Source organism: Streptomyces sp. NPDC058663 (genome assembly GCF_042716745.1).
In the GTDB taxonomy this organism is placed as follows: domain Bacteria; phylum Actinomycetota; class Actinomycetes; order Streptomycetales; family Streptomycetaceae; genus Streptomyces.
On the sequence record NZ_JBHXRV010000029.1, the window covers coordinates 77,780 to 90,112 of the forward strand.

General features: G+C 73.3%; 11 protein-coding genes. 2 read left to right on the plus strand and 9 right to left on the minus strand.

The window, feature by feature from the left end:
• Positions 1–116 precede the first annotated feature (116 nt).
• Positions 117–1,736, minus strand: coding sequence for a putative glycoside hydrolase (locus ACFWVV_RS21855; protein WP_384354101.1), 1,620 nt, complete (start codon positions 1,734–1,736; stop codon positions 117–119).
• 200 nt (positions 1,737–1,936) lie between these two features.
• Here ACFWVV_RS21855 and ACFWVV_RS21860 point away from each other — a divergent pair, with 200 nt between their 5' ends.
• Positions 1,937–2,947, plus strand: a complete 1,011-nt coding sequence (locus ACFWVV_RS21860; protein WP_384354103.1) for a polysaccharide deacetylase family protein — start codon at positions 1,937–1,939, stop codon at positions 2,945–2,947.
• A 34-nt stretch (positions 2,948–2,981) separates the two neighbouring features.
• On the opposite strand, the gene ACFWVV_RS21865 is transcribed toward ACFWVV_RS21860, so the two are convergent.
• Positions 2,982–3,521, minus strand: a complete 540-nt coding sequence (locus tag ACFWVV_RS21865; protein ID WP_384354105.1) for a hypothetical protein — start codon at positions 3,519–3,521, stop codon at positions 2,982–2,984.
• Between the two features lie 178 nt (positions 3,522–3,699).
• Positions 3,700–4,722, minus strand: coding sequence for an SDR family NAD(P)-dependent oxidoreductase (locus ACFWVV_RS21870; RefSeq protein WP_384354107.1), 1,023 nt, complete (start codon positions 4,720–4,722; stop codon positions 3,700–3,702).
• Between the two features lie 411 nt (positions 4,723–5,133).
• Between ACFWVV_RS21870 and ACFWVV_RS21875 the strand changes: the two genes are divergently transcribed.
• Positions 5,134–6,318, plus strand: a complete 1,185-nt coding sequence (locus tag ACFWVV_RS21875; protein WP_384354109.1) for a zinc-dependent alcohol dehydrogenase — start codon at positions 5,134–5,136, stop codon at positions 6,316–6,318.
• A gap of 47 nt (positions 6,319–6,365) precedes the next feature.
• On the opposite strand, the gene ACFWVV_RS21880 is transcribed toward ACFWVV_RS21875, so the two are convergent.
• The 6 genes from ACFWVV_RS21880 to ACFWVV_RS21905 all read right to left on the minus strand — a co-directional run bounded on the left by ACFWVV_RS21880 (position 6,366) and on the right by ACFWVV_RS21905 (position 12,326).
• Positions 6,366–6,833 carry a GNAT family N-acetyltransferase gene (locus ACFWVV_RS21880; RefSeq protein WP_384354111.1) on the minus strand — a complete coding sequence of 156 codons (468 nt, stop codon included), beginning with the start codon at positions 6,831–6,833 and terminating at the stop codon, positions 6,366–6,368.
• Entirely contained in the window at positions 6,830–7,345 is a 516-nt protein-coding gene (locus ACFWVV_RS21885) for a hypothetical protein (protein ID WP_384354113.1), read from the minus strand. Before ACFWVV_RS21885 ends, ACFWVV_RS21880 begins: the two co-directional genes overlap by 4 nt.
• A 104-nt stretch (positions 7,346–7,449) precedes the next feature.
• Positions 7,450–8,688, minus strand: a complete 1,239-nt coding sequence (locus tag ACFWVV_RS21890) for a lipase (RefSeq protein ID WP_384354115.1) — start codon at positions 8,686–8,688, stop codon at positions 7,450–7,452.
• Positions 8,689–8,803: 115 nt separating this feature from the next.
• The gene (locus ACFWVV_RS21895; RefSeq protein ID WP_384354117.1) at positions 8,804–10,045 is read right to left on the minus strand and encodes a sensor histidine kinase; all 1,242 of its coding nucleotides are present in this window, start codon (positions 10,043–10,045) and stop codon (positions 8,804–8,806) included.
• Between the two features lie 167 nt (positions 10,046–10,212).
• Entirely contained in the window at positions 10,213–11,565 is a 1,353-nt protein-coding gene (locus tag ACFWVV_RS21900; protein ID WP_384354119.1) for an FtsX-like permease family protein, read from the minus strand.
• Positions 11,559–12,326 carry an ABC transporter ATP-binding protein gene (locus ACFWVV_RS21905; RefSeq protein ID WP_384354121.1) on the minus strand — a complete coding sequence of 256 codons (768 nt, stop codon included), beginning with the start codon at positions 12,324–12,326 and terminating at the stop codon, positions 11,559–11,561. The genes ACFWVV_RS21900 and ACFWVV_RS21905 overlap by 7 nt, the downstream gene beginning before the upstream one ends.
• Between the last annotated feature and the right edge of the window lie 7 nt (positions 12,327–12,333).

Consider the following 12,333-nt stretch of genomic DNA (forward strand, 5'->3'; position numbering starts at 1 on the left):
GTCTCTCCGGGGGGTTCGGGGGGGGGGGGTTTTTCCCCCGCAGGGGGGGGGGGGGGGGCGGGGGGGGGCCCGGGGGGGGGGCCCGGGGCCCCCCCCCCGCGGACCCTCCCAGCGGCTCAGCGCGCCGAGATCGGCTGGAGCGCCGCGCCCTGGTACCTGGCCCCGGCGTTCCAGAGGATGAAGGAATCCATCTTGTTCGCCGCGGCGGCCTTGATCTGCTCGGCCACCTCGGCAGGACCGTACGTACTGCCCATGGAGAAGTCCTGCAGCCACGGAATGACGACGCTCCGGGTGTTCTTCGTCTGGCGGGCGAAGTCGGCGAGGGAGCGCTGCACGATCGCGTACGGGGCGGTGTCGGGAGCGGCCACTCCGTACTCCCCGGGCCCCCAGTGGGAGGGGTAGACCATCGGCGCGACGTAGTCGCTCACCTCGGCCAGGGCCGGGATGTCCTGGGCGATCTCGGTGGGCCGGGTGGCCGCTATGCCGAAGACCGAAACCCCCAGGTACTTGCCGTGCGGGCGCATCGCGGTCCGCGTCTCGGCGACGAACGAGGTGATGGACTGCTCCGGGGTGACGGACCCGATGCCGGGGAAGCGCATGCCCGACAGCGGGCCGTCGGGGCGGCGCACGTAGTCGTACAGGACGTCGTCGAAGCCGAGTCCCGCCGCTTCCACGGCCAGGTCCCGGTTGTACTTGCGGACCGTGGGGTCGGCGAAGTTGGTGAAGGCGAGGGCACCGTAGTTGCCGCCGCCGTAGGGCTGCCCGGCGGAGGTCTGTACGACCTGGCCCCGCTGACCGGACTTCCAGGCGGCCGTGGCGAGCAGGGGATCGCGGAAGGCGACGATGCGGCCGATGACCTGGGCGCCGGCCGCGTGGATCTCGGCCACCGCCTTGCGCGCGTCGTAGTAGCCCTTCGCCGCGCCGATCTTCCGAGCCAGCGGCACCTGCGAGTCGTACCCGACCTCGCCGTCCTCGTCCTTGACGTCCAGCTGCACGGCGTTGAGCTTGCCGCTGCGCACCAGGTCGAGGATGCCCTTGCGCAGGGTGTCGTCGCCCCAGCCGATGGCGGTGATGTGTGCGGCGCGGACCATGGGGCGGCGGCCCTGGGCCGACACGGTGCGGGTCGTGGTGTTACCGGCGCGGTCGACGGCCGCCACCTGCACCACGGGGGTCCCCTTGGGCACGGTCGTCCGGAACGTACCGGCCCCGTCGACCGGAACCTCCTTGCCGTCGACGGTCACCTTGGCGTCCGTGGCGGCCTTGCCGGTGAGCGTCACCGGCTGGTCGGCTTTCCCGACCTCGGGATCCGCGATCAGCAGATCGGGAGCGCTGGTGTCCACGGTGAAGTCGACGACTTCCCGGGAGGAGCCGAACGGGAATCCGCCGCCTCCCTCCACCACCAGCGTGTGCGGCCCCTCGGTGAGGCGGGGAAGCGCGAGCTTCAGCCGGCCGCCCTCGGCCGTGGTGGGCACCGCGTTGCCGTCAAGGGTGGTGCGCAGGTCCTTGGCACCGTCCTCGATGTCCAGGTAGGCACTCACCTGGGCCGCTCGGTGCTTGTCCAGCACGTCTCCGTCGGCCAGTCCCACCACCCCCGTACCGGGGCTGAGGAAGGTCCAGGCTCCGACGCCGGCCCCGGCGACGGCGAGTACTCCGGCCGTGGCCAGCAGGGTGCGTCTGCCGTTGCGGCGTCGTCGGCGGCGGGGGGAGGGGTTCGGGTCGGGTATGCAGGTCGCCATCTTGGTGTCCTCGGGGAGTGGCTGGGTGTTCCCTTCACTGATTGCCGCTCCGCGGCGTCACCGCTCCTGACCCGCGTGGATGTCACCCGGACGGGTGCGTTCCGCTCCGAGTGGCGACTGCGCCGTCCGGGGGACAGTGCGGTACGGGCGATCCCGGGGCCGGTAGGGATCGCGCGACACGTTCGCCTTGGAGGCACCGCATGCGTCACCCCCTGCTCCCCCTCTGCGCCCTGACCGGCGCCGCCCTGCTCGCCACCGGCTGCTCCCCGGGAACACCACCGGCCACCGCGGGCCGGCCGGCCGCCGCCTCCCCCGCGGCGGCGAGCGCCTCAGCCGCGGCGGACCCGGCGAAAGTCGGCGTGAACGAGCTGGGTCAGGTGCCCGTCCTGATGTACCACCAGCTCACCGCGAAGCCCACCAGCGTCTACGACCGCACCCCGGCCGACTTCCGGGCCGAGCTCGAACGCCTCGCCCGCGAGAAGTACGTGCCGGTGACCGCCCGGGACTTCCAGGAGGGGCGCATCAACACCCCGGCCGGGACCCACCCGGTGGTGCTCACCTTCGACGACTCGACCAACAGCCAGCTGCGCCTCGGTACGGACGGTGCGCCCGCCCCCGACACGGCGGTCGCGATCCTGGCGGAAACGGCGCGCAAGCACCCCGCGTTCACCCCCGTGGCGACGTTCTTCGTCAACGCGGACGCCTTCTCGTCCACCGGCACCGCAAAGGCGCTGAGCTGGCTGAAGAAGAACGGGTACGAGATCGGCAACCACACCGACCAGCACCAGAACCTCAGCTCCCTGGGCGAGGCGGGCGCCGCCCGGGCCATCACCGCGGGACAGCAGGCGATCGAGAAGGCCGTACCCGCAACCGCCGTCACTTCGCTCGCCCTGCCCTTCGGCGCGATGCCCCAGCCGGCCGGGGTGGCAGCACGGGGCCCGGGCTACCGCTACAGCGGCGTCTACCTGGTGGGCTCCAACCCGTCGCTCTCGCCGTTCGCAAGGAAGTTCGCGCCCGCCGCGATCCCGCGGATCCGGTCGGCCGGCCCCAAGGACGAGGACGCCGCACTCGGGTCCTCACAGTGGCTGGACCGGCTCTCCGCCCAGAAGAGCTGGTACGTCTCCGACGGCGACCCGCGCACGGTCACCTTCCCCCGCGCCGCACAGGACGAGCTGGCGCCGGCCTTCGCCGGGCGGGCCCGCCCCTACTAGGAACCGTCCGCCGACGAGGCACCCCCGGCGGTCCTCAGACCGTCCCGTCGGCGAGGCGCTCCCAGCGGTGCTGGAAACCGTCCGCCGACGAGCCGCCCCCGGCGGCCGTCGCAGCGTCCGGCGGGGGCGTGTGGCCCGCGAGGCGTGTCGCGAGTGCAGACCGGAGCCGGCGCTGCTGATCGGTGGGGAGCGCGGCCAGGAGGTCGGCGAGCGGCCCGGCGGGCAGCTGGGCCATCAGCCGGCAGAGGTCGATCTCCATGTGGCTGTCCTCGCCCGACCTCCACTGTGCGTCGTTGCGCAACGGCAGGCCCGCGTCCGGCAGTCGGTCCACCCGCTCCGCGGCCACCAGCCGGATTTCCTCCGGGGTGGCGACGGCTCCATGGGCGTTCATCTCCGTCACGACCCACAGGACGCGGCTCTCCAGGACGAGTTCGCGGGGGAGCATTCCGTCAAGAGCGTCTCTCTCCTCGTCGGTCAGGGCACGCGAGAAGAGGTCCGCTCGTTCGTCCAGCGTCAGCGCCTCGAGGTTTTCGGCGCTCAGGGCGGGGTGCGCGGCGGGCATCTGGTCTGCCATGGGAGTCCTTTCGGGGCCGGGTCCCCGCTCCGGATTGCGTGAGGGGGCGCCGTAGGGAAAACCTTCCCGCCGCAGGCCCTCCTAGCAGGACGGCGCTGACCCGTCACTCCAATGCGCCACACCTGTCTCCGCGTGCCGGGGCCTGCCGGGACGTGCCGTCACCGGTCTTCGGGCGGGCTCAGGAGGAGGCGCGGCCGGTCCGCTCCCCGGCGGTGCGGTGCCGTTCGTTGTAGACGCGGGCCGCGCGGTCGTTGAGGACACCGGCCACGGCCCTGATCCGCTGACCGACGGTGTGCGGCGCCGCCGCCTCGACGTCGATGCCGGGGCGCAGCTCCGGCTCCCCCTCGGCCGCGGGCAGCAGGCGTGCCGCACCGTGACTCAGGCGGGCGGTCAGCGCGGGCGCGAGACCGTGCGCCTTGTCCGCCGCCTTGGCCATCGGCGTGAGCACCAGACGCACCTTGCGCTTCTCCACGGCGGATACGATGCGGCGCGCGGCGCGCCGGGCGTCCATCGACACGAGCGGGGTGCCCGCCAGCGCCGAGAACCAGGCGAACTCGCGCGCGCGGTCCCCGCCGAAGACGGCGTGCAGATGGGAACCGGTGCGCATCAGCCCCGGGTGGACCGCGGTCACCGACACGCCGCCGCGCGCGGCCTCCGCGTACAGGCCTTCGGCGAGGGCCGCGACCGCCGACTTGGCGCAGGAGTACGGCAGCAGGTGCGGGACGGCGACCAGTCCGCCGACCGAGCCGATGAGGGCCAGCCGGCCGCCCGCCCTGCTCTCGCGCAGGTGCGGGAGCGCCTCCAGCGCCGTGTGCAGGGCGCCGTGGAAGATCGTGCCCATCGCGTCCTCGTAGCCGGCGGCCCCGACCGCCTCCGCAGGGGCGACCTGGATGATGCCGGCGTTGGCGATGACCAGATCGACGCCGCCGCACGCGATGCCGGTCTGCCGGAACAGCTCCGCGACGGCCCCGCGGTCCCGTACGTCGCACACCTCGGTGCGGACCTGGGCGGCGGCACGGCGGTTGCGCAGGAGTGCCGCGGCCCGTTGCAGTTCTTCCGCGTCGCGGGCGGCGATCGTCACCGTGGAGCCGCGGCGCAGGAGTTCGTCGGCGAGAAGCAGGCCCAGGCCCCGGGAGCCGCCGGTGACCACGGCGGAGAGCCCGCTCAGGGAGGAAAGCGGACCGGACGCGGAGGACGGCATGGGATCTCCTTCGGTACGGCGACGGTCGGCGGGGCCGGGCCCCCCGGCCCACGGTCTGGCACCGGGCCCCGCCACTGCCCCGTACCCGGTGCACGCCCGCCGAGGGGGTCCGCCCAGAAGGGTGGACCCCGCTCTCACCACACGCCGTGATCAGCGGTGGAAGCGCTCGTCCACATTCACACGGGCCCGGGAACCCCGCACGTCGCCGAGGGCACTGGGGGTTCTCCCCCGCCCGCAAGCCGCCCCGGCCCGGGGCGGGGGCCCGCACCCGTGCCCGCGCGCGGAGATGTGTAACGGGCAGGAACATGGGAAACCGGGCGGAAGGCCCAGCAGGGTCGAATCACCCGAGATCAGGGCATCGGACGGCAGGGCGGAAACCCGTGTCCCGGCCCGGAGAACGAGGAGGCTTCGATGCGAGCACTGACCTGGCAGGGAAAGCGCGACGTACGGGTGGAGACCGTCCCCGATCCGCGGATCGAGGATCCGACGGACGTGATCGTACGGATCACCTCGTCCGGAATCTGCGGCTCGGACCTCCATCTGTACGAGGTCATGGGCCCCTATCTCGACCCCGGTGACATCCTCGGTCACGAACCGATGGGCATCGTCGAGGAGGTCGGCTCCGGGGTGACGGCGTTGGTCCCGGGGGACCGTGTGGTCGTCCCGTTCAACGTGTCCTGCGGTCACTGCTACATGTGCGACCGGGGTCTGCACTCCCAGTGCGAGACCACGCAGGTGCGGGAGCGGGGCATGGGCGCCTCCCTGTTCGGCTATACCAAGCTCTACGGTCAAGTACCTGGCGGGCAGGCGGAGTTCATGCGCGTGCCGTTTGGCAACACCCTTCCCGTCAAGGTGCCGCACGGCCCGTCGGACGAGCGTTTCGTCTATCTCTCGGACGTACTGCCCACGGCATGGCAGGCCGTCGAGTACGCGGACGTCCCGCCCGGGGGGACCGTCGCGGTGCTCGGCCTGGGCCCGATCGGGGACATGGCGGCCCGGATCGCCCAGCACCGGGGCGCGAGCCTGGTCATCGGGGTGGACCTGGTACCCGACCGGCTCTCCCGCGCCCACAGCCGCGGCGTCAAGGCGATCGACCTGCGCGCCCACGGCAAGCGGATCGGCGACGCGATCCGCGACCTCACGGACGGCCGCGGCCCCGATGCCGTCATCGACGCGGTCGGCATGGAGGCGCACGGCGCCCCGGTGGCGAAGGCGGCGCAGTGGGCGGCGGGCCTGCTGCCGGACGCGCTCGCCGAGAAGCTGATGGAGAACGCCGGCCTGGACCGGCTCAGCGCCCTGTACGCGGCCATCGACATCGTCCGCCGCGGCGGCACGATCTCCCTCTCCGGTGTGTACGGAGGCGCCGCGGACCCGCTGCCGCTGCTGACCATGTTCGACAAGCAGATCCAGCTCCGCATGGGCCAGGCCAACGTCCGCCGCTGGACCGACACCCTCCTGCCGCTGCTGACCGACGAGGACCCCCTCGGCGTCGAGGGCTTCGCCACGCACAGCCTGCCACTGGAGGAGGGGCCGAAGGCGTACGAGACGTTCCAGGCCAAGGAGGACGGCATGGTCAAGACCCTGCTCAAGCCGTAGGAGCCCCGGGGAGTGGGCACTCGCACGACCGGGCAGCGCGGTCTCCGTCAGCCCGCTGCGGGCAGGCTGTAGCGGAGCTTCTCGTGGGAGTGTGCGCCGAGCCTGTCGTAGAAGCGGGCCGCTCCCTGGTTCCAGGCAGGGGTCTGCCACTGGATCTCGGTGAGGCCGAGGGCACGGGCTTCGGCCTTCACCGCGTCCATGAGGTGCGCGCCGAGTCCCGCGCCCCGGCTGTCGGGTGTCAGGAAGAGACAGTCCATGTGGAGGTACTCGCGGCCCTGCCAGGTGGAGAGTTCCGGCACGCAGGTGGCGTAGCCGACGATGTGCCCGCCCGGCTGCTCCGCCACCAGGCACCGGAGCCGCGGCGCCGGGGTGTCGAAGAGCAGCGCCGTGAGCCGCTGTGCGAGGTCGGGGGCGGGTGGCGCGGCACGTTCGTAGACGGCGTGCTCCGCCGCGAGTTCAGCGATCCGGGACACGTCGTCGGGGCGTGCGTGCCGTACGGCGGGAGCCCGGGTCATCGAGTGGCGCCTTGCAGAGTGTCGTCGCTCCATGCCTTCAGCCGGCCGGGGATCGCGCCGTCGCCGTCCAGGACGTGCCGGGAGAACGCCTCACGTTCGTGGGCGAGGACGGCCGCTTCCCAGACGCAGGGTGCGAGGCCGGTGCGGCCGGGGCGGATCTGCTCGGGTTGCCCGGCCGGTCCGGTGAAGACGGCCAGGTCCGACATGTGTCCCTCGATCCAGGTGTGGACCAGTACGTAGTCGCCGTCGCCGCCCGCGTGGAAGATCAGGACGGCGAGGCCGAGCGACCCGCGGGTGCGCCCGAGTTCCAGGTGCGCCGCGGCAATCCGCAGGGCAGCGGTCAGATCCCGTTCCGCCAGGGAACGGCCCGGTGCCAACAGGAAGTACGCCTTGACCAGGTGGCCACCCGCCTCGCGGGTCCCAAGAGGCTCGACGATGCGTTCGTGGTGGCCCCGGGCCAGGGCGAGCAAGGCCGCTGTGTCCACGGTGGAGGGCAGTTCGTGATCAGCCATGGGCACCATCCTGCCCGGTGCCCGACGGGCCGAATGAGGCAGGGCGAGGAACGGGGCCCGCGGCCATGGCGTCGTGCCACGGAATTCCCCGGCCACCGGCAGCGTCAATCCCGCGCCAACTGCCGGAACCATCGCAGCACTTCGGCCGTCCCGCGCACATTCGACCCCAGGTGCCGCGATTTCTGGTGGTCCACCGCCCCCAGGTCCACGACCTCCGCCTCAACTCCCCTGCCCCGCAAGGACGCTGCGCAGTTGGCCGTGTTGACGGTGGTCGCCTGCTCGTCACCACCCGCCATGTACAGCCGGACCGGCACCCGGGGCGTCCAGTCGCGGCACACGCTGTCCGTCTCCCGCAGGGCGTCCGCGAGGCCGCCCCGAGGGCGCGTCAACAGGTCCAGGCCGTACGGGGTGAGCAGGTCGTCCAGCGTGTCCGGTGTGCCTTCGAAGAGCTGGCGTCCGGTGTGCTCTCCGTCGAAGAGCGCTTCGACGGCGGGGACCCGGAAGACCTCGCCCGGGTGGTCGTACACCCGGTGCACACGGTTGAAGGCGACCAGCGTGTACGCCGCGTAGATCACGCTCGACTTCGGGTCCAGCTCCCCCGCGAGCAGCGCCGGGAGCTCCGCTCCCCCGAAGTCGTACGCCCCGCTGATGGGCGCGAGCGCGCCGAGCCCGAAGTAGCGGTCCTCGCCCGCCTGCAGGGCCCGGCCGAGCCCGAGGGCGGCGGAGGCTCCCTGTGAGAAGCCGGTGACCAGGACCTTCCGGTCGAGCGGGTGGAACGCGCGGGCCGCTCGGAGCAGGTCCAGGGAGGCGGACGCCTCGGACGGGACGTGCATCCAGGGGTGCGGGCCCGGCCCCGTGCCCATGCCGAGATAGTCGGGTGCCACGGCGGCGAAGCCGGCCGAGGCGTAGGTGACGGGCGGCCCGGTCAGGAAGGTGCCGCGCTGCATCGAGGGCGCGTCGCTGCGATGGCTGCCGGTGCCGTGCGCGAAGGACACGGCACGCAGGCGTCCTTCGCGCCCGAGCGGCAGAACGAGCAGACCGCTGGCCGTGGTGGGACGCCCCTGCGGGTCGACCGTCCGGTACGTGAGGCGGTACGCGACCACCCCGTGCCGCGCCTGCGAGGCGTCGAACCCCGCCTTCTTCAGCTCGGCGGCGACGGCTCGGCGGGTCTCGAGGGTGTAGAGACGCTCGGCGTGGAGCAGGTCGCCGCGGCCGTTCTGGTGCTGGGGGTGCGCGACGGGAGCCGGGGCCGGTGCGGCGCTCGCACCCGTGGCCCCGGCCAAGGATCCGACGAGCATGACGGCGCAGGCCACTGCGGTGGTAAGGCGTCTGTGGGTGGGCATGAGGCTCTCCTCGAGGACGGCTCGGGCTGATGAGCCGACCCTCTCCTCTTCGGTCGCCGCACGCACTGGTGCAGGCCCCCGGAGCGGGTGGGGGGCCGGCCGCCGCCAGAGGGCGTCAGATCCGGACGGGCATCTCAAGGGTGACGGTGGTCGGGCCGGACGGCGGGCTGTCGAGGCCGAGACTGCCGTCGACCGCGCTCAGCCGTTCCCGCAGGCCCAGCAGGCCACTGCCGGTGCCGATGCGGGCACCTCCCATGCCGTTGTCGTGGACGCTGATCCGCAGCTTGCTCCCGGTGAGGCGGGCGTCCACCGACGCCCGGGTCGCCCCGCTGTGCTTGGCGACGTTGGTGAGCAGCTCGGCGACACAGAAGTACGCCACTCGCTCGATCACCGGGTCGGGGCGCTGCGGCAGATCCACCGTCAGCGTCACCGGGACACCGGCCTGCGCGGTCAGCTGCGGCAGCGCGTCGACGAGTCCCCGATCGAGCGCGGCGGGGCTGATCCCGTCGATGAGGCGGCGCAGTTCGGCGAGGGCGGCGTCGGTCTGGGTACGGGCGCGGGCGACGAGGGCGCGGGGGCGGCCGAAGGGCGCACCGTCGTCCGTGCGGTCGCCTTCCAGCGCGTCGGCGGTGAGCGAGAGCGTCATGGCGAGGGCGACGAGTTGGGCCTGAGTGCCGTCGTGCAGGTCGCGTTCGACCTGGCGCAGGTCCCGGTCGCCGTCCGCGAGGACGGTGCTGCGCGCCCGTTCGAGGGTCGTCACGCGGAGTTGGGAGGTGCTGGGGCCGAGCAGCGTACGGGCCAGCCACCGGTGCAGATGCGCCATCGCGCGGGCGGCCTTCGGGGCGAGCGCGAGGGTGGCGGACCCGGCCAGGACGGCGGCGGCCGACAGCCACCACCGCTGGCCCGTCGCCAACGCCCAGACGCCGGACCACACGCCGAAAAGCGGCAGGCCGAGCGTGATCACGAAGGCCAGCAGATCGACGGGGAGCCTGAGCAGCAGATAGAGCATGCTGCGCCAGGCGGTGACGTCGGACAGGCTGCCGCGGACCCGGGCAAGCATGCCGGTGGCGGCGGGCGGGGGTGCCGGCGTCTCGATCTCCTCGCCGAGCAGTGCGCGGACCAGCCGGGCATGGGCCCGGCCGAGGTGGCGGGCGCCGCGCAGGCCGACAGCGAGCAGCGGCAGTCCGATGAGGGTCAGGGACAGCAGGCCGCCGATGTAGACGATGACCAGGACATACGCGGTGCCCAGCAGGGAGAGCGGCAGGGCGGTGGCGGCGAAGGCAAAGGCTCTGGGCGGCGTCGTGCGACGCCCGTGGGCCGGACGGCTGGGCGCGCGGTCGGCAGCGCGGGCAGCCACTCGGTCCGCCCCGCGATCGGCCGCAGGCCGGGACGCGCGGCCGGACCCTTGGTCTGCCGGATGCCCGGTCCGCCGGTCCGCCGGACACTCGGCCGCACGGTCCGCCCCGCGCTCAGCCGTACGGTCCGCCCCGCGCTCGGCCCCACGGCCCGCCCCGCGCTCAGCCCTCACGCGCTCGCCGCCGCGTTGACGGCCGGTTCCGCGGTGGCCCGGATGCCGGTGAGGAGGATCGTCAGTACGGTCAGTGCCACCGCCCCGAGCACCAGGGGCCCGCACGACTGGAGCGGGATCGTCGGGAGGGCGCTGCCCGTGGCGGCCAAGGCGAAGGCCGTGCTCGTGGGGGCCGCGACCAGCAGTCCGAGCAGTACTCCTGCCATGGCGGTCAGTGCCGCCTCCGTGCCGAGCATCCGCATCAGTTGTCGGCGGGTCGCGCCCGTGAGGGTGAGCAGGGCGTACTCGCGCCGCCTCGCCGCGGTCAGTGAGGCGAGGGTGTTCACGGTGGCGACCGCGCCGAACCCGGCCAGCATGGCGAGTTCCACCCCGCGCAGCCAGACGTCGCTCTCGGCGTACGCGCCGGGCGGGGCCACCTGCTCAAGGGTTCCGGTGACCGCGGCGAAGGTGGTCGAGAGGCCGACCAGCAGGGCGATCGGGACCAGTGCGGAGGACAGCCGGTGGGCGTTGCCGCGCAGGTTGTCGGCGGCGAGAGCGCCCCCGCCGTCGCCCCGGTGCCGGGCTCCCGCGAGCCGGAACGGCAGCCCGAGCAGGCCCACGGCGAGCCGTGCCAGGACCGGGCCGAGCAGTCCGACCGCGATCATGAGGAGCAGTGATCCCAGCAGGGCCAACTGGGCCGACTTGTCGACCGGTTGACCCGCGGTGGCGATCACCACGGGCACGGCGCCGCCGAGAACGAGCAGGCCCGCCAGGCACCGCAGCCAACCGGCCCGGCCCTCCTCGGCCGTCTGCGCCATCGCCGCCGACGGCCTGCCGCCGACCGTCCGGCGGGCGGCGATCCTGGTTGCGCCGGCCCCGACCAGCAGCGTCACCGCCGTACCCGCCAGCAGGGGCCACGGCGTCCACGACACGGCCGCACCGGCCGGGACGATGTCCCGTGCGACCAGTTCGGTCAGGAACCACCGCGCACCGCGGTCCCCGAGCAGCCACGCCGGAGGGGAGGCGCACAGGGTCACCAGCAGGACCTGACCACGGATCAGCCGTTTGACCTGCGCGGGGGTCGCCCCGCTCGTCCGCAGCAGCGCCATCTCGCGGCCCTGCTGCCGGACCGCGAAGGACAGCGTGTTGGCCACCACGAACAACGCCATCAGCATCGCGATCTCACCGAACGCCCCACCGATCATCCCCAGCCGTTCGCCGCCGTCCCCGCCGATCGCGGTGGCGATGAGCGTCCCGAAGAGGGTGATCACGGAGACGGCCAGCAGCAGCGCCACGGCCAGCCCCGCGAAGGCTGCGGGCCTGGCGCGCAGGCCCGACAGCGCGAAGCCCGTCATCCCGGGCCTCAGCATGCCCGCCCGCTCAGCTTCTCGGCGATCCGCGCGGCGGAGGGACGTACCAGATCGTCCACCACCACGCCGTCGGCGAGGAAGACCACCCGGTCCGCGAAGCTCGCGGCGAGGGGATCGTGCGTCACCATCACACAGGTACGTCCCTCGTGCTCGACGCCCGTACGCAGCAGCCGCAGCACCTCCGTGCCGGTGGAGCGGTCGAGCGCACCGGTCGGCTCGTCGGCGAACAGCACGCGCGGCCGGGTGTACAGCGCCCTTGCCACCGCCACGCGTTGCTGCTGCCCGCCGGAGAGCCGCCCCGGCCGCTCCTTGCGCCGGTCCGCGAGACCCACCTGCGCCAGGGCGTCGGCGACCGCGGCCCGGTCGATCCGTGCGCCCGCGAGCCGGGTGGGGAGTGCGACGTTCTGCTCGACCGTCATGGCGGGCATGAGGTTGTACGACTGGAAGATGAAGCCCGCCTCGGCGCGCCGGAGCTGCGCGAGGCGCCGCTCGGGGAGCACGGTGATCTCGGTGGGCCCCCAGTGGACCGTGCCGGAGGTCTGCCGGTCCATGCCGGCGACGCACTGGAGCAGGGTGGACTTGCCCGACCCTGACGGGCCCATCACCGCGGTGAAGGTGCCCGGAGCGAAGGTGACGTCGACGCCGCGCAGCGCGTGCACGGCGTCGCGGCCACGGCCGTACGAGCGGTGCAGGTTCACGGCGCGCAGCCCCAGACCGGGTGGGGCCGGGGCGCGGGTGGGGATTTCGGTGCTCAGTGACATGACTCGA